The organism is Pseudomonas sp. JZ114, from assembly GCF_051027705.1.
GTDB lineage: Bacteria > Pseudomonadota > Gammaproteobacteria > Pseudomonadales > Pseudomonadaceae > Chryseomonas > Chryseomonas luteola.
Window position 1 is genome coordinate 3,926,968 of sequence record NZ_CP069256.1, and the last position, 19,574, is coordinate 3,946,541.

The following is a 19,574-nucleotide window of genomic DNA, read 5'->3' on the forward strand; positions in this document are numbered from 1 at the left end:
GTACTTCTGATCATCAACCAATAAAAGAGCACCTAGTCATCTACGGCTCGTCTCGCCGTTTTTTTTGCTAGCCGCCCCGTGCATACTAGGGCGCTTCCTCATGGGATATTTGTTACTCGATGCTTCGCGCCCTTACCCTCGTTCTTCTTGCATGCCTGCTTACTCCGGCCGTGGCCGATCAGCGCGAGGATACCCAGCGCCAGTTGGAAGCCACCAAGCGTGATATCGCCGAACTGCAGAAGCTCTTGCAAGGCATCCAGACCGAAAAGTCCGGCGTGCAAAAGCAGCTCAAATCGACCGAAACGGAGATGGGCGACCTGGAAAAGCAGGTCAAGGATCTCCAGGATCAGTTGGATCAAGGTCAGGAGAAGCTGAAGAAGCTGGATGACCAGAAAAAAAAACTCGATCAGTCACGCCTTGAGCAACAAAAACTGATCGCTATCCAGATTCGTGCCGCTTATCAAAGCGGCCGTCAGGAATACCTGAAGTTGCTCCTCAATCAGGAGCAACCGGAAAAGGTCAGTCGCACCCTGACTTACTATAACTATGTCAATCAGGCCCGCCTCGACCAACTCGCGACATTCAACGACACCCTGAAACAGCTAGCCGGGGTAGAGAGTGACATTCGTAACGAGCAATCGCAGCTGACCGCTCAGCAAGCCGCTTTGCAGGAGCGGCAGGACAAGCTAGCCGAAGTCCGCAAGGCACGCCAGGAGACCCTGGCCAAGCTGAACAGCGACTACTCCGACCGCAACCGTGCGCTGCAATCGCGCGAGCAGGATCAGGCAGAACTCGGCAAGGTCCTGAAAACCATTGAAGAGACACTGGCCCGCCAGGTTCGTGAGGCTGAGCAGGCTCGCCAGCGTGCGCTGGCACAGGCGCGGGAAGCGGAAGAGCGTAGTCGCGCAAGCAGCAAAACGACACGGCCAACGAACACACCGGGCCTTGCGGTGTCTAGTTCTGCACCAGGCTTTGGCGGTCCGTTTGCCAGCGCACAAGGCAAGCTGCCTTGGCCTGTGAACGGTCGCCTGCTGGCACGCTTTGGCAGTCCGCGTGGCGATGACCCGCGCGCCAAATGGGATGGTGTACTGATTTCAGCCAGCGCAGGCACCCAGGTGCACGCTATTCATGCGGGCCGGGTAGTGTTTGCCGACTGGTTACGAGGAGCCGGACAGCTGGTGATCATTGATCACGGCAACGGTTATCTCAGTTTATACGGGCATAATCAAAGCTTGTTAAAGAGTGCAGGTGATCAGGTCAAGGCGGGCGATGCGATTGCAACCGTCGGGACCAGCGGAGGTCAGGACACCCCTGCCCTCTATTTCGCCATACGTCAGAAGGGTCGTCCGTCGGATCCGCTTACCTGGTGCCGTGCCCAGGGTTAGTGCCGGACACATTAGGAGCTACGCATGCCGCATTGCTTTCGTCTCACCGCCTTGGCTTTCTCGCTGATAGGGCTGAGTGGCGTTTCAACCGCCTGGGCCCAGCAACAGACGCCAGGAGAAGTGCCCGCCGCGGTGACCCCGGTCGAAGGGGCAGCAGCGCCCATCAACAACGCGCCGCTTCCACTCGAAGAGCTGCGTACGTTCGCTGAGGTGATGGACCGCATCAAGGCAGCCTATGTTGAGCCGGTGGATGACAAGACTCTGCTCGAAAACGCCATCAAGGGCATGTTGAGCAACCTGGACCCGCATTCGGCATACCTTGAACCCAAGGATTTTGCTGAGCTTCAGGAAACCACCAGCGGCGAATTTGGTGGTCTGGGGATCGAAGTGGGTCAGGAGGACGGTTTCGTAAAAGTGGTCTCCCCTATTGATGACACGCCGGCTGCCAAGGCCGGTATCCAGCCGGGAGACCTGATCGTCAAGATCGATGGCCAGCCCACCAAGGGTCAGTCCATCAGCCAGTCCGTAGACAAGATGCGCGGCAAGATCGGCAGTCCGATTACCCTGACTATCGTACGCGGCGGTGGCCGCCCCTTCGATGTCAAGCTCAACCGGGCCGTCATCAAGGTCAAGAGCGTCAAGGCGCAACTGCTGGAGCCTAACTACGGCCTGCTGCGCATTTCGCAGTTCCAGGTAAACACGGGCGATGAAGTAACAAAGGCCTTCCAGCAGCTTCGCAAAGAGAACAAGGGCAATAAGCTCAACGGCCTGGTGCTCGACCTGCGAAACAACCCCGGCGGTGTTTTGCAGGCCGCTGTCGAGGTTGCGGATGCCTTTATGACCAAGGGGCTGATCGTCTATACAAAGGGTCGCATCCAGAACTCCGAGCTGAGCTTCTCGGCCGACGCGGCTGACCCCAGCGAAGGTGTTCCGCTGGTCGTCCTCATCAATGGTGGCAGCGCGTCGGCGGCGGAAATCGTGGCGGGCGCTCTGCAGGATTCCAAGCGCGGAATCCTGATGGGTACGGATACGTTCGGTAAAGGCTCGGTGCAAACAGTTCTGCCGCTTAACAACGACCGCGCACTCAAATTGACCACAGCGCTGTACTTCACACCCAAGGGCCGATCCATTCAAGCGCAGGGCATCACCCCTGATGTGGCGGTCGCACCCGCCAAAGTCACCCCAGAAGACAATCCTGAGTTCTTCAAAGAAGCTGATCTGGCCGGTCACCTGGGTAATGCCAACGGCGGCCCGGATCGTCCTACTGGAAGCAAGGCGCCTAACCAGACGCCCCGCCCGCAAGATGATGACTTCCAGCTGTCCCAAGCCCTCAGCCTCCTGAAAGGGCTGAGCATCACGCGCAATCAGTGATCAGGCGTTGGATTGGCTCGCTCCTGCTGCTCGCTCTGGCAGCTGGAGCCGCTGCGGCTGAGCCACCACGCCTGAGCATCGTAATCGATGACCTGGGACAGAACCTCTCCCAGGATCGTCGCGTTCTTGGTCTGCCCGGGCCGGTGACCCTGGCCATCATGCCGGGCACATCCTTCGGCGCGACATTGGCTCGCGAAGCCCATAAGGCAGGCCGTACGGTCATTCTGCATCTGCCTATGGACCCTGCGGGCGGCCCCTTCGCCTGGCACCCGGAGCTTTCCGGTGAGGAGCGCCTTAAGCGCCTCGAAAACGCCCTGGCGACTGTCCCCTATGTCAGCGGGGTCAACAACCATGAAGGTAGTCGGATGACGGCTGATCGCCCGGCCATGAGTCAGCTCATGCAAACCCTGCAGACCAAATCGCTATTTTTCCTCGATAGCCGTACCAGTGCAGCCACGGTTGCAGCCGCCGAAGCTCAGAAGATTGGGCTGGCGAGCCTTTCTCGCGATGTGTTCCTGGACAATGTAAACCAGGCTGATGCAATCGCAGCGCAATTGCAGGAAGGCGTCAGGCTGGCACGCAAGCAAGGCACGGCCGTTCTGATTGGTCATCCTCGTCCAGCCACGCTAAGCGTTCTGGAGCGCGAGCTGCCCACTTTGATCGCTAATGGCATCGAGATTATCGATGTCGAGCAGATGATTGCTCTACGCAGCAATAAAGCCATGGCCGGTCATGGCAAGAATGGTGTGTACCGCTGAAACAAAAAACCGGAGCCCAGGCTCCGGTTTTGCTACAGGGCCCCTGAAGGGTCACAGGTAGTTATTGGTAATCTGATCGACTACGCCTTCCTTGCGCATCTCATCCAGCGTCTTCTGCAGCTTGGCAACTACATCATCCGGCGTATCCTTGTTGACCGCCAGGTATAGGTCTGCCTCATCGATGACCAACGCGGTTTGCAGATTGGACACCCCTTCCTGTTTGGCCAGATACCGAGCCACAACATCGGTCGTTGCCCAGAAGTCGATTTCGCCCCTCTCCAGCTTGCCGACGTTTTCCTGGTCGCGAAGGGACTCGGTAAACGGAATCTTCTTGTCAGCCAGGATCTGGCTGACCGCCGAGCTTTTGTAAGTACCGATCTTGTACTTGTTCGCGCCTTCCAGGTTGGTCAACTTGATATTGCTGGCGTTAGTCGACATTAACACCTTACGCGTCTTGCCCAGGGGCCCTACCCATTTGAACTGCGACTCGCGGGCAGGTGTGCGGGACGTGGAGAACAGCGCGTAATTAGGGTTTTCCAGCGCCAGGTTATAAAGCCTGTCCCAGGGGAAACGCAGAGAAAGGGAATAGTTGACTCCGGCACGCTTGAACATTTCACGGACAATATCCGTGCTGATGCCGTCAATCCCGTCATCCTTGGCGAAATTCTTTTCGTCGACAGCCATATTGAATGGCGGGAAATTCTCAGTCAGCAGGACCATCGAGTAATTGTCGGAGACCGCAGCCTTTGCTGCGCCTGCTCCCAATAACAACCCCAACATCACCACACGCAATATCGACTTGGACATCACTTCAGCTCCTTGTTTCTTATAACTGCTGTGCCACCGGCAAAGGCACAATCGAATGCTTATTTAAAGGTAATGCTCCAGGATGCGCTGGACTTCACCATCCTTGCGCATCTGCTCCAGTGCGTTTTGCAGTTTTTGCACCACATTGTCAGGTGTCTGCTTGTTCAAGGCTAAAAAGAGCTGGCTTTCGTTAAACCGCAGAACGGTCTTGAAGTCAGTAACCCCTTGTTGACGCGCCAGATAACGGCCCGCCGGATCGCCGGTGGCCCAGACGTCAATCTGCCCTGCCTGAAGTTTTTGAACGTTTTCCTGATCCCGCAGTGAGAGGTCTGGGTTTATGCCTTGCTTCACTAAACTTTCGGCGATCGCGTCACCTTTATAGGCGCCAATGCGCAAACCCTGACGCTTTACGTCATCCAGGCTGCCAATTTTTAGCGATGAGTCCGCACGGGCAAGCAGAATCCAGTCATCAGGTCCTATCGGCCCCACCCACTTGAAAGAATCTTCCCGCTCGGGGAGACGAGCCGTCACGAAAACGCCGTAGCCAGGCTGCTCCAGTGCGGTCTTGTAGATACGCTCCCAGGGAAAGCGGAGCGTCATCGAGTAAGCAACCCCGGCCCGCTTACAGGCCTCCCGGACGATATCCACGGCTATTCCGCTCAGGCTTTCCTCCTGTGCGAAGTTCTTGCCATCGACCGACATGTTGTAAGGGGGAAAATTTTCTGTCAGCAGATCAATACGATTGTTGGCACTGGCTGCCTGGGCGGCCCCAGCACTCACCATCAACACACTGACCCAAAACGCCATGACAACGTTGAACATGGACACGCCTCCTGCTTTGTTTTGGGCAATTTCTTTAACAGGAAGCGTGCCAAGTGTGACGCAAATCTCTATTTATCGGACCACAATACCCCGTTCAGCCATATAGGCCTTGGCTTGAGGCACGCTGTATTCTCCAAAATGGAAAATGCTGGCAGCCAATACCGCCGAGGCCTTGCCTTCCAGAATACCGGCAGCCAGGTGCTCAAGATTACCGACACCACCTGATGCGATAACAGGAATATTGATGGCCTCACTGATGGCACGTGTCACTCCGAGGTCGAACCCGCTCTTGGTGCCGTCCTGATCCATGCTGGTCAGCAGGATTTCACCCGCTCCCAAGTCCTCCATCTTGCGTGCCCAGGCAACGGCGTCCAGCCCGGTCGGCTTACGGCCACCGTGGGTAAAGATCTCCCAGCGCGGCGTTTCGCCCGGTGCCGAGACCTTCTTGGCATCGATGGCGACAACGATGCATTGCGAGCCAAAACGGTCTGCGGCTTCTCCGACGAACTCGGGCGTAAAGACTGCTGCAGTATTGATCGAGACCTTGTCTGCACCCGCGTTGAGCAGGTTACGAATATCCTGCACGGTACGGACGCCACCGCCCACGGTCAGCGGAATGAACACCTGACTCGCCATACGCTCGACCGTATGCAGGGTGGTATCGCGGCCCTGGTGGCTGGCGGTGATATCCAGAAAGGTGATTTCATCTGCGCCCTGCTCGTTGTAACGACGGGCAATCTCTACCGGATCTCCGGCGTCACGGATATTTTCGAATTTGACGCCCTTCACCACGCGGCCATTGTCCACGTCGAGGCAGGGAATGATTCTCTTGGCAAGTGCCATACGGTATCCCTCGTCTGTCGGCCTGTCTTATACCTGATAACGATCGCACAGGGCCTGAGCCTCTGCGACGTCCAACGTGCCTTCGTAGATCGCGCGACCGGTAATGGCACCGATGATGCCGGGTGCCTTGGCATCCAGCAGATTCTGGATATCGCCCAGGTTATGGATACCGCCCGATGCGATGACAGGAATTCGGGTAGCGTTTGCCAGCGCGGCAGTAAACGGTACGTTGCATCCCTGCATCATGCCGTCACGGGCAATATCGGTGTAAACAATCGCCGAAACGCCGTCTGCCTCGAAGCGCTTGGCCAGATCGATTACCTGCACCTGACTGACTTCCGCCCAGCCATCAGTCGCCACGAAGCCGTCTTTGGCATCCAGCCCAACGATGACTTTGCCTGGAAAGGCTCGGCAGGCTTCAGCCACGAATGCTGGCTCTTTTACGGCTTTGGTGCCGATGATCACGTAGCTCACGCCAGCCTTTACATAGTGTTCGATGGTTTCCAATGAGCGGATACCGCCACCGATCTGGATAGGCAGGGAGGGATAGCGCTTGGCGATCGCGGTAACCACTTCGCCATTGACCGGCTGGCCTTCGAACGCTCCATTAAGATCAACCAGGTGCAAACGACGGCAGCCGCCTTCGACCCACTTGGCCGCCATGCTTACAGGATCGTCGGAGAAAACCGTGGAATCTTCCATACGGCCCTGGCGCAGACGCACGCAGGCGCCATCTTTCAAATCAATCGCAGGAATAATCAGCATAGATCTCTACTCAAGGCATTCGGGGCGGCCTGCATGGCACAGGTTCAGCGCCAGGAATGCGTTCGCTAATGGTGATAAAACGCCACGGGTTGGTTTTGTGCTTGCACTCAAGCCTTGCCATGGCGACTAGTACAGTCAGCCAGGCTTACCAGCGGCCATCCCAGGCAACGAAGTTCTGGTAGAGCTGCAAACCGCAGGTTGCGCTCTTTTCGGGATGGAACTGCGTGGCAAAGCGCGGACCGTCAGCCAAGGCGGCGGTAAAGTCCACGCCATAATGGCCTCGGCCGGCTACCTGGCGAGCGTTGGCGGCCTCGATGTAGTAGCTGTGCACAAAGTAGAAGCGGCTCTGGTCTGGAATACCATGCCAAAGCGGATGATCGAGGGTATGCGCCACCTCGTTCCATCCCATGTGCGGGACTTTAAGCTTTTCACCATTCTCTACCATATCGGCAGGGAAGCGGCGCACCCGACCGGGAAACAGGCCGATACAGTCAACACCGTTGTTTTCCTCGCTGGTTTCCATCAAGGCCTGCATACCCACACAGACGCCCAGGAAAGGACGATCCTGGCTGACTTCGCGAACCAGCACATCGATGCCCAGGCGGCGAATCTCAGCCATACAGTCGCGGATAGCACCTACGCCCGGCAGGACGATGCGGTCTGCCTCCCGAATGATCTGCGGATCACCCGTGACCAGCACGCGTGCGCCGCCTGAATATTCAAGCGCCTTGGCAACCGAGTGCAGGTTGCCCATGCCATAGTCGATGACTGCTACCGTCTGCATCAGAGGCACCCCTTGGTAGACGGCATCTGTCCAGCCATGCGCTCGTCCTGGCTGACTGCCATGCGCAGCGCGCGTCCAAACGCCTTGAAGACCGTCTCGATCTGGTGGTGAGTGTTGATGCCACGCAGGTTATCCACATGCAGCGTTACCTGCGCATGGTTGACGAAGCCCTGGAAAAACTCGATGAACAGATCGACGTCGAAGCCTCCGACCGTAGCCCGGGTAAACGGTACATGCCAGTGCAGACCGGGACGCCCGGAAAAATCGATGACGACCCGGGACAGGGCTTCGTCCAGTGGCACATAGGCATGTCCGTAACGGTAGATGCCTTTCTTGTCACCAACGGCCTGGGCAAAGGCCTGACCCAGCGTGATGCCCACGTCCTCAACGGTATGGTGATCGTCGATATGCAGGTCGCCCTTGCAATGGATGTCCAGGTCGATCAACCCGTGGCGGGCGATCTGATCCAGCATGTGCTCAAGAAAGGGAACCCCGATGTCGAATCGGGCTTGCCCGGTGCCATCCAGATTGATGGATACCTTGACCTGGGTTTCCAGGGTATTGCGCTCGACGGCTGCCTTGCGTTCGGCCATTACCTGCTCCGCGAAATGAGAGGGCAAAAAAGGGTAAACAGTATAGAAGCCATAGCCAGGAAGCAGAAGCCGTGAAAGGCACCTAAACGCAAACGAGAGGAAGGATGGGACGAGTGGCGGGAAACGCGGCAGGCATTGCACCTGCCGCGAGCGGTATCGCTTAGCCGAACAGCACAGCCGTTTTGCCCAGGGTAATGAGAACACCCCATGCCAACGGAATGACGACCACAGCCCAGGCCAGAATGACCCAAGTCTTGCTGGATGGGTCAGCCGACCATTCGATCACTAGATTGTCGAAGTTGTTGTCGTTGCTCTTGGAACGCTCAACAGCCAGCTCGGCCTCGGTCATGAAGTGCTTGTCTGCCACCGGGCGTACCAGCAGGTTACAGATAAAGCCGAGGATCAGCAGGCCCGACAGGATATACAGCGTAGTGTCATAGACAGCTGCACGCGGAACCCCCAGGCCCAGCTGGTATTCACGCAGGTAGTTCACCAGCACCGGACCGAAAATACCGGCAGCGGCCCAGGCCGTCAGCAGACGACCATGGATCGCCCCCACCATCTGCGTACCGAAGAGATCCGCCAGATAAGCCGGCACGGTAGCGAAGCAGCCGCCGTACATGGACAGGATCAGGCAGAACGTGAACACGAACAGCGCTACGCTGCCCATGTGGCTGGTCCATGGAATGATCGCGTACAAGGCAAAGCCCAGCGCAAAGAACACGAAAAACGTGATCTTGCGACCGATAAAGTCCGAGAACGATGCCCAGAAGAAACGACCGCCGATGTTGAACAGACTGAGCAGGCCAGTAAAGCCGGCAGCGATCGTGGCGATCTGCGCCAGCTGATCCTTGTTCAGGTCATTGAAGCGGATACCGACGTTGATCAGGCGACCACCGAATACTTCCTGCAGCATGGGCGATGCCATACCCAGGATACCGATACCAGCGGAAACGTTCAGACAGAGTACCGCCCACACCAGCCAGAACTGGGGCGTGCGCCAGGCCTTGCTGACATGCACGTGACGGCTGGTGATCATGTCATTGCCGGTCTTTTTCAGCGAAGGCGACCATCCTTCCGGACGCCAGCCAGGCGGCGGTACACGGTACGCAAGCGCGCCACCTATCATGAAGACAAAATAGACGCCGGCCAGGACCAGGAAGCACTGCCAGACACCAACATCTTCAGCCGTTGCGAAATGGCGCATCAGCATGTCGGCCAGGGGCGCACCGACCATCGCACCGCCGCCGAAGCCCATGATCGCCATGCCGGCCGCCATGCCCCGCTTGTCAGGGAACCACTTCATGAGTGTCGAAACTGGCGAAATATAGCCAAGCCCCAGCCCGATCCCCCCGATCACACCAGCCCCCAGCCAGAGCAGCCAGATGTGGTGGGTATACACGCCCATGGCCGAGATCACCAGACCGCCGCACCACAGGAATGCCGACACGACGCCTGCCTTGCGAGGACCGGCGTGCTCCAGCCAGCTACCGAAAAAGGCAGCCGAGCAGCCCAGGAACAGGAAGAACAGGGTATACATCCAGCCTAACTGGGAGATTTTCCAGTCGCAGCCCGTGGCGAAAAGCTGATCGAAAAAGCCCATGGTGGGCGCGCAGGCAATGGGTGCATCAATGCCAACGGCACGAGACAGCGGCAACCAGAATACGGAGAAACCGTAGGCCATGCCGATACACATATGAATGGCCAGTGCTGCTGGCGGTACCAGCCAGCGGTTGAAGCCATGGGTGGCAATGATCCGTTCCTTGGATAGGAAAGCGGGACGAGCGGAAGTGCCGCTCTGTGTGAGCGTAATGCTCATGAGAAATCCCCTATATGAAGTGTTGACGACTCGCTGAAGTGTTCGCAGAAAAGACCGGGCATTCCCCAACGCACCGTTTTTTTCAAAAACGCGAACGAATTCTCCTTTAGTCGGGGCGCGACAATAGAGCGCATGGCGTGTAAATACCAGAGCACAGCACTCAATTTTTCGTGCCTACACGCCAAACGGCATTTACAGCGCGACAGAGAGTCTGAGGCCGATATCGCGCTTCTGACGTTCATCCAGCCAAAACGACCACTTGGCAGCGTTATACTCGGCCATTACTTAAGTTTTAGATAAGGACCCGTCAATGAAAGCGTTCGGAAAAGTGCTCGGCCTTGTCTTTCTTGGGCTGCTGCTGATCATCGTGGCGCTGGGCTTTGCCTTGACCCACTTGTTCGACCCCAACGATTACAAAGACGAAATCCGCCAACTTGCCCGGGACAAGGCCAACATCGAGCTGACCCTTAACGGCGATATAGGCTGGAGCCTCTTTCCATGGCTTGGCCTGCAACTTCATGATGCGACCATCGCCAGTGCCACCACACCACAAAAGCCGCTTGCCAACGTACAGCGGTTGGGCTTCTCGGTGCGCGTATTGCCGCTGCTTCGCCATGATGTCGAGATGAGTGATATTCGTGTGGACGGCCTCAACCTGACGCTGGCTCGCGACGAACAAGGCCAGGCCAACTGGGAAAACATTGGCCGCCCCGCACCCGATAAAACCCCCGGTACGCCAAACGACCAACCGGTGGAACAGCCAGCCGGCCAGGATGACTCGCCACGCCGCCCACTCAAGCTGGATATCGATAGCCTGACGGTCAAGGACTCACGCCTCGATTACAGCGATGCCCGCAGCGGCGCGCATTATGCGTTCGAAGGCCTTGACCTGAGCACTGGCAGCATCCGCGAAGGCACCAATATTCCGCTGAAACTGCTGGGCACCCTCACGACCAATCAACCGCCCGTCAATGCCTCGGTGGTCTTGACTGGCGAGCTACGCTTTGACAATGCCTTGCAGCGCTACCAACTGGACAATGCCAACCTGTCCGGCGATGCCACAGGCGAACCCTTCGGCGGACAGCTGTTGAAATATTCAGCGGAAGGTCAACTTCTTCTGGACCGGGCCGCTCAGGTTGCTGAGTGGAACGGCCTCAAGCTGACTTTCAACCAGCTCAAGGCGCTGGGTGAACTCAAAGTGCATGACCTTGAAAAGGCACCCAAGCTTGAAGGCGGCCTGTCCATTGCACAGACCGATCTGCGTGCTTTTCTGACCAGCATTAGTGTCGCCCTGCCGGAAATGGCTGACGCCAACACGCTCAAGCAGGTTGAGTTCAATACACGCTTGTCTGGCAGCCAGAACAGCCTGGCGCTGGAAGACCTGAACCTTGTACTGGATGGCGGCACCTTCTCGGGTCGTATTGCCGTAGAAGACTTCGCCCGTAAAGCCTTGCGCATTGACCTTAGAGGTGATCGCCTCGACCTGGATCGCTACCTGCCCGCCAAGACGGCTGCCGCTCAGCACGAGAGCAATACGGCTCGCCAGAACGAAGTGACTGCAGCCGATGCGGTTGCCAGCCAGGGCAATTCACCGCTTCCCTCCTCCCCCACTCAGCATGCCTGGAGCAGTGAGGACATTCTTCCTGTAGAGCGGCTCAAAGCACTGGATCTGAACGCTTCGCTCAACCTGGATCACTTCGTGGTCACCAAGCTGCCTATTGATAACGCCAGCCTCAAGCTCAACGGCAAAGACGGCCTCGTCACACTGAGCGAATTGCGTGGCGACTTGTTCAGCGGTCGCTTTCAGGCCAATGGTGCCCTTGATGTTCGAGGAATCACACCCAAACTCAATGTGACCGAACGTATTGCTCAGGTACCGGTTGAAAAAATTCTCCAGGCCCAGGGCCAAAAGCCCCCCGTACGGGGGGCGCTGGATCTGGATGCCAACCTGACCGCGCAAGGCAATAGCCAGAAGGCATGGATGGATAGCCTGGATGGAACGGCGCGCTTTCGTCTGAGCAATGGTGTACTGGCCAATGCCAACCTAGAGGGCCAGCTCTGCCAGGGCATCGCGCTGCTCAACAAAAAGACACTTGCCAGTGCGCATGATGGCCAGGACACTCCGTTCCGCGAGCTGAGCGGTAGTCTGACCATCAATAATGGAGTCGCCAGCAACCAGGACCTGATTGCCCGTATTCCCGGCCTGACGGCCAAGGGCAACGGTGATATCGACTTGCGCGTGCTGGGCTTGGACTACCGCATTGGCGTAACCGTCGAAGGCGACAAGAGCGACATGCCCGACCCGGCCTGTCAAGTCAATGAGCGCTATACCGGCATCGAGTGGCCGTTGCATTGCCGGGGTCCGCTGGAGCTGGGCGCCAAGGCCTGCCGCCTGGATCGCGACGGCATGAGCAAGATCGTCGCCCGACTGGCGGGTGATCGACTTAATGAGAAACTGGATGAAAAGCTCGGAGACAAGGTCAGTCCCGAACTTAAAGATGCCATCAAGGGGTTATTCCACAAACGATGAATCCGGAACGCTTTTCCAGCGCAGTCCTGAACTGGTACGACATTCATGGCCGCAAGGACCTGCCCTGGCAGCAGAACATCACCCCTTATCGGGTCTGGGTCTCGGAGATCATGCTCCAGCAGACCCAGGTCAGTACGGTGCTGGGCTATTTTGACCGTTTCATGCAGGCGTTACCCGATGTCCAGGCGCTTGCCGCTGCCTCTGAAGACGAAGTACTGCACCTCTGGACGGGACTGGGGTATTACAGTCGCGCCCGAAATCTGCACAGGACGGCAAAGATTGTCGTCACCGAGCACAACGGTGAGTTTCCACGCAGTGTCGAAGCCCTCGTGGACCTGCCAGGCATAGGCCGCTCGACGGCAGGTGCCATTGCCAGCCTGTCCATGAACATTCGAGCGCCGATTCTGGACGGCAACGTCAAGCGGGTTCTGGCGCGCTATTCGGCACAGTCCGGCTATCCCGGCGAGCCCGCCGTCGCCCGAGCGCTATGGGACGTGGCGGAGCGCTATACACCTCATATTCGTGTGGGCAACTACACTCAGGCCATGATGGACCTGGGCGCTACACTGTGCACACGCAGCAAGCCCACCTGCCTGCTCTGTCCATTGAAAGAAGGCTGCCAGGCCCATCGGCTGGGACGTGAAACCGATTTTCCGGAACCCAAGCCACGGAAGACCTTGCCGCAAAAGCGGACCCTGATGCCACTGATCATTAATGATGACAATGCCATCCTGCTCCACCGGCGCCCTTCTTCCGGGCTCTGGGGTGGTCTCTGGAGTCCACCTGAACTCGATACGGTCGATCAGCTGGGGGCCCTGACTGAGCGTCACAGCCTGATCATGGAGCAGCGTCAGGCCTTGCCTGGCCTTACACATACCTTCAGCCATTTCCAGCTCAACATTGAGCCCTGGCTGATTCATGTGGACAGCCGCAATCAATCCATGACCGAACCGGACTGGCTTTGGTATAACCTCGCCAATCCGCCACGCCTGGGGCTGGCAGCCCCGGTCAAGAAATTGCTCAAGCGCGCCGAAGAGGCGTTGAAAGGAGAAACCGTATGACCCGCACTGTCATGTGCCGCAAGCTCAAGCAAGAACTGCCTGGCCTGGATCGCCCGCCTTATCCGGGCGCCAAGGGCGAGGACATTTACCTGAATGTATCCAAGCAGGCCTGGGATGACTGGCAGAAACATCAGACCATGCTGATCAACGAGCGCCGTCTGAACATGATGAATGCCGATGACCGTAAATTCCTTCAGCAGGAAATGGATAAATTCCTTTCTGGCGAAGAGTACGCGCAAGCCGAAGGATACGTACCGCCAAGCGAATGATCTGGGGCTAGCCCTTCTGATTTGGGCTAAACACTTAAGTCACGGTAAAAATTGAATTTTTTTTCAACTCGCGCTTGACACAAATCGTTTATAACGGTTTAATGCGCCCCGTTGCCCAGGTAGCTCAGTTGGTAGAGCAGGGGATTGAAAATCCCCGTGTCGGCGGTTCGATTCCGTCCCTGGGCACCATGATTCTAAAAGCCCGATCACTGATCGGGCTTTTTTTTGCCTGCATTTTTGTCCCGCCTCGTATCACTGCCCTGAAAGGCTTCAGCACGATTCTCTCCCGCTCGCCCAATTGCTCATCTTGGGTCTTTTATTTGACAACCTGCGGTTAAACAGCTGTAAAGCTTATACAGACCTGTAAATGGAGGAATGAATGAAGCGGCTCAAGCGATGGGTTATTTCTTTGATGGCGGGTTTAAGCCTGTGCGGCACAGCTCTGGCGGCCGACGTTCTCAAAGTGGGCGTTCAAGGCTCGCTCCCCCCGTTTAGTAGCGTTAGTGGTAACGGCAAGCTGACCGGCTTCGATGTGGATATTGCCCAGGCACTGTGTGCAGAACTCAAGGTGCAATGCCAGTTCGTGATCACCAGCTGGGATCGCATGCTGCCTTCACTGAACGCACGCAAGTTCGACGCCATCATTTCCTCGATGTCGATCACACCGGAGCGCGAGCAGCTCGTCTCCTTCACTATCCCCTACTACATGAACAGCATTCAGTTCATTGCCCCCAGGGATAAACCGTTCAGCACAGACCCCCGCGGACTCAAAGGCAAGGTTATCGGTGCCGGCCGCGCGACGCTTTCGGCAGATTGGCTCTCCAACCATCTGGGCGGTCAGGTCAACATGCGCTTCTACGACTCCCAGGAGGAAGCCAACCAGGCCCTTGCAGATGGGCGTGTGGATGCCGTACTGGGAGACCGCTTTGCGCATTACGCCTGGCTGCAGACCCCAGAGGGGCAACGCTTCGAGCTTAAAGGCGAACCCGTTTTGCAAAAGGACCGCATTGCGATAGCGGTACGCAAGAACGATCCGCTGAAGGCCCGCCTGGATGAAGCGCTCAAAGGTATTCTCGCCAACGGGACATACCAGCAGATCAACGCCCGGTACTTTCCGTTCAGCCTCTACTGATCACAGCGACAGGGCGGTGCGTTATGCTTCGCCGCCCCGTTAGCCTCCGTGATCGGCATGAGTGAGACCTATCCTGCTTCCTTCCTCCAGGGCAGTGCGTTAGAAGCACGCTTCAATGCCTTGGACAGCTTCCTGATACAGCACCAGGCGCTCTGGCGACCCAAGCCGTTCACCCAGCCAACACTGCCCTGGGAGAAGGCCAACCCGGGTTTATCCTCGTGGCTTCGTGCCCGCTCACTTGAAGAGGCGGAGGCTACGCATACACATCCCCATGCACTCAAGGCCCCCTCGCCTTTTCCAGCCTGGGCCGAAGAGGCACGTCAGCTGTGCATGATCGGCGAGTTGCCCAGGCAGTACAGCGAAGCGCCTAACAGGCTGAGCGTGGACGTGCCGGGACGCAAATGGCAGCAGGTGGAGGCCTTCGCTCACCACGCCTTGTTCAGCAGCCCTCCCTCGCATTGGCTGGACTGGTGCTCAGGCAAAGGTCATTTAGGACGACGCCTGGGCGTCCATGGCGCTGCGTTCGACTGTCTGGAATACGATCCCTCACTGGTAGAGACAGGGCAACGTATCAGCGAGCGCCTGGGGCTTTCAGCCCATCATTATGAACAGGATGTAATGGCTGATTCTGTTACGAAAAGGCTTCAGGTCTTTCACACGCCTGTAGCGCTGCATGCGTGCGGTGATCTCCATGTGCGGTTGATGCAGGTAGCCAGCCAGACAGGCTGCCCTGCCTTGGCGTTAGCGCCCTGCTGCTATAACCGTATCAGCGGCGATGAGTACCGCCCGCTTTCCGCGAACGCCAGGCAGTCAGCACTTCTCCTGAGCAAGGAGGACCTTGGGCTGCCCCTGTGTGAAACCGTGACCGCCGGTGCCCGGGTTCGCCGCCAGCGTGACCTCTCCATGGCCAGAAGGCTGGGATTCGACCTGCTTCAGCGAGAGATCTGCGGAATCGATGAATACCTTCCTACTCCTCCACTGGCAACCCATTGGCTGCAGCGCACCTTTCGCGACTACTGCCTGGAGCTTGCCACGCTCAAAGGCTTGCCGCCCATCCCTGAGCGCAACTGGGAGGCACTTGAGGCCGCCGGCTGGAAGCGTCTCGCCGCTGTTCGCAATCTTGAACTGGTCCGCGGGCTTTTCCGGCGACCGCTCGAGCTCTGGCTGCTCCTTGATCGGGCGCTCTTTCTGGAGGAACAGGGCTACGAGGTCAGACTAGGCCGCTTTTGCGACCCTAGCCTGACACCCCGCAATCTGATGCTGCTGGCTGAGAAACCTTAAAGAACGGCCGGCGCGCGCCTTACAGGTCGAGCCGGCAGAATGGCTTTCTGTAACGCCACTCCAGCCGGATGCTCAAAACGCAGCCCCGTGGTTACCTTACACTCTTCGGCCAGCCGCCCCTGATCCAGCACAGCCACCCGATGGCACAGCCGCTGTACCAGGCTTAGATCGTGGGTAATCAACAGAAAGGCTGTTCCTTGCGTTTCACGTATTTCGCTGAGCATATCCAGTATCTGCACCTGAAGGACTCGATCCAGATTGGACAGCGCCTCATCCAGTACAATGAGCGAGGGGTTTGATGCCAGCGCCCGCGCAATGCCGACCCGCTGGAGCTGTCCGCCACTGAGCTGGCCGGGGAACCTGTCAGCCATGGAAGCCGCCAATCCAACCTGCTCCAACAGCTGAGCAACTCGCCGCAAACAGTCCGGCCTGGAAAGACCCATCAAGTGTCGAAGCGGTTCAGACAGACTCCAGCCAATCGAGTGGCGAGGGTTGAATGCGCTTGGTGCATCCTGGAAGACCAACTGGACACGGCGCTGAAACGTACGAAGCGCTTCACCCCGTAGCTCGGATAGCACCTCATTCCGAAAGCTGACGCGCCCGGTTATCGGTCTTTCAAGTCCCAGCAACAGACGCGCCAATGTACTTTTACCACTGCCGCTGTTTCCCAGAAGACCAACGCTTTCCCCTTCGTCAATGTGAAAATCCACACCATGCAATACGGTCTGCAAGGGCCGCCGTGACCAGAAACCTCCCGAGCGATAGCCGTGCCCGATACCCTCAGCGCTGAGCAGTCTCATTCATAATCCTCCGCCAAGGTGAGCGCCTGATGCGCAGCCAGCAGATCACGCGCGGCAGGGCTACATGGTGCTTCAAACAATTGCTCGACAGACGTAGCCTCCACAAGGCTCCCTTCATCCATCACCAGCACATCGTGGGCGCAACGGGCAACAACTCCCATGTCATGCGTTACCAGCAGAATTCCTAGACCTTTCTCTTCAACCAGTCGATCAAGTACATCCAGCACACGTGCCTGCATGAGCAGATCAAGATCCGTTGTTGGTTCATCGGCCAATAGAAAAGGGGTTTCAGCCAGCAGTGCCAACGCAATCATCATGCGCTGTAACATGCCGCCACTCATTTGAAAGGAATAAAGGTCAAGCACCTGAGAGGAAGTATTCAGGCCAACATCCACCAGGCAGGCGTCCAGACGCGCCTGGGCATCTGCACCACGGATGTTACGCAGCGCCAGCACTTCGTAAGCATGCGCCCGCATCGTCAGTACAGGATTAAAGGCAGAACGGGGATTCTGCATGATCATGGAAACCTGACGCCCCCGCAGATGCTCGCCGCTCGTCCTTTGTCCGTCGCACAGCACGTGTCCTGACACCCTTGTCACGCCTGCGGGAAGTTGATCGAGCATGCCCAGACAGGTCATGGATTTGCCAGAGCCACTGGAACCCACCAAAGCGGTAACACGCCCGGTCCTGACCGTCAGGCTCAGATCCTTGACCAAGACGTGATCATTAACAGCCAGGGTCAGGCCCTGGACTTCCAATACACGACCCATCAATGCCCTCCTGTGCGCAGCGAGGGATCCAGGCGATCCCGCAACGCATCCCCAAGCAGGTTGAAGGCCATTACGGTCAGGAAAATCATAAGACCCGGCCAGAGTAAGAGTTGAGGATGCGTCCAGAGAAATTCTTTGGCGTCGTTGATCATCACGCCCCACTCCGGCGTAGGTGGACTGACGCCCAGACCGAGAAAGGACAAACCTGATACGTGCAGCATCATGTGGCCGATATCCAGCGAGGCCAGGACCATCAGTTGACCCAGCACGCTCGGCAGAATGTGGCTGACAAAGCTCTGCAGACGTGACGCACCCGCCAGACGGGATGCCAGCAGATAGTCTCGCCCACGCAGCGAGATCACCAGGCTGCGAACCATTCGGGCATACCAGGCCCAATGCGAAAGGGCGATGGCCAGGATGACATTCGAAAGCCCTGTTCCCAGCACACCAATAAAGAAGAGCGCCAGAACAAAGGTGGGTACGGTCATGAACAACTCGCCGACTCGCATCAGCACCGTGTCCAGTCGACCACCGATAAACCCGGCCACACCGCCTACGACAATGCCAAGCGTGAGGATCAGGCATAGCGTCAGCACAACCGTACCCAGGGACAAACGTGCCCCAGTAATGAGGCGCGACAGGACGTCACGACCCAGATGGTCGGTTCCCAGCCAATGTGCTTCGCTCATCCCCTGTAGCCGCTGGCTCACATCGACGGCAGTCGGATCGTAGGGAGCCAACCAGGGCCCCAGCAGCGTCAAGGCGAGCAGAAGGATGACCAATACACCACCCAGCCAAGCCCCCCATGAGCGCGTCCGGGGCGCGTTCATCGTCTGTACTAGCATGCCTGTGCTCCTTCCAATCGCGTGCGAGGGTCGAGCCAGGCGTACAGTACATCCACAACCAGATTGCAGAGGACAAACAGCCCGGTCATCAGCAGCGTAAAGCACTGCAATACGGGGAAGTCCCGGTTGTAAACGGCACTGACTGCAAAACGGCCCAGCCCGGGCCAGGCGAAAATCGTTTCGATGACCAGCGTGCCGCCAATCAATTCACCGACATGCATCCCGATGGCTGTCACGACGGGTAGCCAGGCGTTGCGCAGGATATGTCTGCGCCATACCTGCCCTTCCGGCAGCCCACGCAGGCGCGCGTACAAGACGTGTCGCTGCCCGCTGGCTTCCAATAGGCTGGCACGAAGAAGTCGCGCGTTGATCGATAACGACATCAGCGCCACTGCCAGTACCGGCATGACCAGATGCGCTATTCCTCCCCGCCCCATGGGAGGCAGCCATCCCAGGGTCACGGAAAACAGGGCGACCATCAGGAACGCCAGCCAGAAATTGGGCATCGAAACGCCAAAAAAGGCGATAAACCGTACAAGCTGATCCGGCCAGCCACCCGGTCTGCGGGCCGCCCAGATGCCCAGCGGCAAGCTGACCAGCAAAGTGACCGCCAGCGCAGCGCCTCCTAGCTGAAGGGTGGCGGGCAGGTAATAGAGAAGATCACCCAGGACGGGCCGTCCCGTCACGAATGATGTTCCGAAATCCAGATGCAGCGCGCGCCAGAGCCACATCAAGTACTGCTCAACCAAAGGACGATCGAGCCCCAGCGTATGCTGCGCCTCCGCCAGGGCCGCGTCCGTAGGCGGAATCTGGGAGAGACGCAGGTAATCCAGAGCAGGATCACCCCGCCCCATATGCAGCAGCACGAATACCAGTAGCGAAACAGCAAGCAGGATGGGTATCAGCAGGGCCAGCCGATAGGCGATATAACGCAGCATA

General features: G+C 57.8%; 19 protein-coding genes and 1 tRNA gene. 9 read left to right on the forward strand and 11 right to left on the reverse strand.

Annotated elements, in window-relative coordinates; genetic code table 11:
• Positions 1 to 119 precede the first annotated feature (119 nt).
• The 3 genes from JQR90_RS18430 to JQR90_RS18440 are packed head-to-tail and all read left to right on the forward strand — an operon-like array spanning position 120 to position 3,514.
• Positions 120 to 1,385, forward strand: coding sequence for a murein hydrolase activator EnvC family protein (locus JQR90_RS18430; RefSeq protein WP_434140209.1), 1,266 nt, complete (start codon positions 120 to 122; stop codon positions 1,383 to 1,385).
• A gap of 24 nt (positions 1,386 to 1,409) precedes the next feature.
• Positions 1,410 to 2,756: a S41 family peptidase gene (locus tag JQR90_RS18435; RefSeq protein WP_010796140.1), complete on the forward strand. Its 1,347-nt coding sequence runs from the start codon at positions 1,410 to 1,412 to the stop codon at positions 2,754 to 2,756.
• Positions 2,753 to 3,514 carry a divergent polysaccharide deacetylase family protein gene (locus JQR90_RS18440; protein WP_434140210.1) on the forward strand — a complete coding sequence of 254 codons (762 nt, stop codon included), beginning with the start codon at positions 2,753 to 2,755 and terminating at the stop codon, positions 3,512 to 3,514. Before JQR90_RS18435 ends, JQR90_RS18440 begins: the two co-directional genes overlap by 4 nt.
• Before the next feature lie 51 nt (positions 3,515 to 3,565).
• Here JQR90_RS18440 and JQR90_RS18445 read toward each other — a convergent pair whose 3' ends face one another.
• The 7 genes from JQR90_RS18445 to JQR90_RS18475 form a co-directional block, all read right to left on the reverse strand.
• Complete coding sequence (locus JQR90_RS18445) at positions 3,566 to 4,321, reverse strand: substrate-binding periplasmic protein (protein ID WP_150348482.1); 756 nt, start codon at positions 4,319 to 4,321, stop codon at positions 3,566 to 3,568.
• A 63-nt stretch (positions 4,322 to 4,384) separates the two neighbouring features.
• Positions 4,385 to 5,104 (reverse strand): substrate-binding periplasmic protein, encoded by a 720-nt coding sequence (locus tag JQR90_RS18450; protein ID WP_239383492.1) that lies wholly within the window; start codon positions 5,102 to 5,104, stop codon positions 4,385 to 4,387.
• A 111-nt stretch (positions 5,105 to 5,215) separates the two neighbouring features.
• On the reverse strand, positions 5,216 to 5,986 hold the full coding sequence (gene hisF, locus JQR90_RS18455; protein ID WP_010796144.1) for an imidazole glycerol phosphate synthase subunit HisF: 771 nt from the start codon (positions 5,984 to 5,986) through the stop codon (positions 5,216 to 5,218).
• Positions 5,987 to 6,013: 27 nt separating this feature from the next.
• Positions 6,014 to 6,751, reverse strand: coding sequence for a 1-(5-phosphoribosyl)-5-[(5-phosphoribosylamino)methylideneamino]imidazole-4-carboxamide isomerase (gene hisA, locus JQR90_RS18460; protein ID WP_434140211.1), 738 nt, complete (start codon positions 6,749 to 6,751; stop codon positions 6,014 to 6,016).
• A gap of 145 nt (positions 6,752 to 6,896) precedes the next feature.
• Positions 6,897 to 7,535 (reverse strand): imidazole glycerol phosphate synthase subunit HisH, encoded by a 639-nt coding sequence (hisH, locus tag JQR90_RS18465; protein ID WP_150348478.1) that lies wholly within the window; start codon positions 7,533 to 7,535, stop codon positions 6,897 to 6,899.
• On the reverse strand, positions 7,535 to 8,128 hold the full coding sequence (gene hisB / locus JQR90_RS18470; RefSeq protein ID WP_019367287.1) for an imidazoleglycerol-phosphate dehydratase HisB: 594 nt from the start codon (positions 8,126 to 8,128) through the stop codon (positions 7,535 to 7,537). Before hisB ends, hisH begins: the two co-directional genes overlap by 1 nt.
• Positions 8,129 to 8,288: 160 nt before the next feature.
• The gene (locus JQR90_RS18475) at positions 8,289 to 9,947 is read right to left on the reverse strand and encodes an OFA family MFS transporter (protein ID WP_434140212.1); all 1,659 of its coding nucleotides are present in this window, start codon (positions 9,945 to 9,947) and stop codon (positions 8,289 to 8,291) included.
• Positions 9,948 to 10,257: 310 nt separating this feature from the next.
• Here JQR90_RS18475 and JQR90_RS18480 point away from each other — a divergent pair, with 310 nt between their 5' ends.
• The 6 genes from JQR90_RS18480 (at position 10,258) to JQR90_RS18505 (ending at position 16,220) form a co-directional block, all read left to right on the forward strand.
• Positions 10,258 to 12,477 (forward strand): AsmA family protein, encoded by a 2,220-nt coding sequence (locus JQR90_RS18480; RefSeq protein WP_434140213.1) that lies wholly within the window; start codon positions 10,258 to 10,260, stop codon positions 12,475 to 12,477.
• A complete protein-coding gene (gene mutY / locus JQR90_RS18485; RefSeq protein ID WP_286790549.1) occupies positions 12,474 to 13,538 on the forward strand; it encodes an A/G-specific adenine glycosylase in 1,065 nt (354 codons plus the stop codon). The genes JQR90_RS18480 and mutY overlap by 4 nt, the downstream gene beginning before the upstream one ends.
• Entirely contained in the window at positions 13,535 to 13,807 is a 273-nt protein-coding gene (locus JQR90_RS18490) for an oxidative damage protection protein (RefSeq protein WP_010796151.1), read from the forward strand. Before mutY ends, JQR90_RS18490 begins: the two co-directional genes overlap by 4 nt.
• 113 nt (positions 13,808 to 13,920) lie before the next feature.
• Positions 13,921 to 13,996: transfer RNA gene (locus JQR90_RS18495), tRNA-Phe, on the forward strand.
• Positions 13,997 to 14,186: 190 nt separating this feature from the next.
• On the forward strand, positions 14,187 to 14,939 hold the full coding sequence (locus JQR90_RS18500; protein ID WP_122041366.1) for a transporter substrate-binding domain-containing protein: 753 nt from the start codon (positions 14,187 to 14,189) through the stop codon (positions 14,937 to 14,939).
• A 57-nt stretch (positions 14,940 to 14,996) separates the two neighbouring features.
• Positions 14,997 to 16,220, forward strand: coding sequence for a methyltransferase (locus JQR90_RS18505; protein ID WP_286790547.1), 1,224 nt, complete (start codon positions 14,997 to 14,999; stop codon positions 16,218 to 16,220).
• Here JQR90_RS18505 and nikE read toward each other — a convergent pair.
• Genes nikE through nikB form a run of 4 tightly spaced genes read right to left on the reverse strand, consistent with a single transcriptional unit; the run spans position 16,217 to position 19,573 of the window.
• On the reverse strand, positions 16,217 to 17,020 hold the full coding sequence (nikE, locus tag JQR90_RS18510; protein ID WP_286790546.1) for a nickel import ATP-binding protein NikE: 804 nt from the start codon (positions 17,018 to 17,020) through the stop codon (positions 16,217 to 16,219). The genes JQR90_RS18505 and nikE overlap by 4 nt on opposite strands.
• Positions 17,017 to 17,790 carry an ATP-binding cassette domain-containing protein gene (locus tag JQR90_RS18515; protein ID WP_150348472.1) on the reverse strand — a complete coding sequence of 258 codons (774 nt, stop codon included), beginning with the start codon at positions 17,788 to 17,790 and terminating at the stop codon, positions 17,017 to 17,019. Before JQR90_RS18515 ends, nikE begins: the two co-directional genes overlap by 4 nt.
• Positions 17,790 to 18,635 (reverse strand): nickel ABC transporter permease subunit NikC, encoded by an 846-nt coding sequence (nikC, locus tag JQR90_RS18520; RefSeq protein WP_010796156.1) that lies wholly within the window; start codon positions 18,633 to 18,635, stop codon positions 17,790 to 17,792. The genes JQR90_RS18515 and nikC overlap by 1 nt, the downstream gene beginning before the upstream one ends.
• Positions 18,629 to 19,573: a nickel ABC transporter permease subunit NikB gene (gene nikB, locus JQR90_RS18525; RefSeq protein WP_286790545.1), complete on the reverse strand. Its 945-nt coding sequence runs from the start codon at positions 19,571 to 19,573 to the stop codon at positions 18,629 to 18,631. The genes nikC and nikB overlap by 7 nt, the downstream gene beginning before the upstream one ends.
• Between the last annotated feature and the right edge of the window lies 1 nt (position 19,574).

Coding starts and splice junctions, on each gene's coding strand:
- JQR90_RS18430 (WP_434140209.1), top strand. CDS start 120: ATGCTTCGCGCCCTTACCCTCGTTCTTCTTGCATGCCTGCTTACTCCG.
- JQR90_RS18435 (WP_010796140.1), top strand. CDS start 1,410: ATGCCGCATTGCTTTCGTCTCACCGCCTTGGCTTTCTCGCTGATAGGG.
- JQR90_RS18445 (WP_150348482.1), bottom strand. CDS start 4,321: ATGTCCAAGTCGATATTGCGTGTGGTGATGTTGGGGTTGTTATTGGGA.
- JQR90_RS18450 (WP_239383492.1), bottom strand. CDS start 5,104: ATGGTGAGTGCTGGGGCCGCCCAGGCAGCCAGTGCCAACAATCGTATT.
- hisF (WP_010796144.1), bottom strand. CDS start 5,986: ATGGCACTTGCCAAGAGAATCATTCCCTGCCTCGACGTGGACAATGGC.
- hisA (WP_434140211.1), bottom strand. CDS start 6,751: ATGCTGATTATTCCTGCGATTGATTTGAAAGATGGCGCCTGCGTGCGT.
- hisH (WP_150348478.1), bottom strand. CDS start 7,535: ATGCAGACGGTAGCAGTCATCGACTATGGCATGGGCAACCTGCACTCG.
- hisB (WP_019367287.1), bottom strand. CDS start 8,128: ATGGCCGAACGCAAGGCAGCCGTCGAGCGCAATACCCTGGAAACCCAG.
- JQR90_RS18475 (WP_434140212.1), bottom strand. CDS start 9,947: ATGAGCATTACGCTCACACAGAGCGGCACTTCCGCTCGTCCCGCTTTC.
- JQR90_RS18480 (WP_434140213.1), top strand. CDS start 10,258: ATGAAAGCGTTCGGAAAAGTGCTCGGCCTTGTCTTTCTTGGGCTGCTG.
- mutY (WP_286790549.1), top strand. CDS start 12,474: ATGAATCCGGAACGCTTTTCCAGCGCAGTCCTGAACTGGTACGACATT.
- JQR90_RS18490 (WP_010796151.1), top strand. CDS start 13,535: ATGACCCGCACTGTCATGTGCCGCAAGCTCAAGCAAGAACTGCCTGGC.
- JQR90_RS18500 (WP_122041366.1), top strand. CDS start 14,187: ATGAAGCGGCTCAAGCGATGGGTTATTTCTTTGATGGCGGGTTTAAGC.
- JQR90_RS18505 (WP_286790547.1), top strand. CDS start 14,997: ATGAGTGAGACCTATCCTGCTTCCTTCCTCCAGGGCAGTGCGTTAGAA.
- nikE (WP_286790546.1), bottom strand. CDS start 17,020: ATGAGACTGCTCAGCGCTGAGGGTATCGGGCACGGCTATCGCTCGGGA.
- JQR90_RS18515 (WP_150348472.1), bottom strand. CDS start 17,790: ATGGGTCGTGTATTGGAAGTCCAGGGCCTGACCCTGGCTGTTAATGAT.
- nikC (WP_010796156.1), bottom strand. CDS start 18,635: ATGCTAGTACAGACGATGAACGCGCCCCGGACGCGCTCATGGGGGGCT.
- nikB (WP_286790545.1), bottom strand. CDS start 19,573: ATGCTGCGTTATATCGCCTATCGGCTGGCCCTGCTGATACCCATCCTG.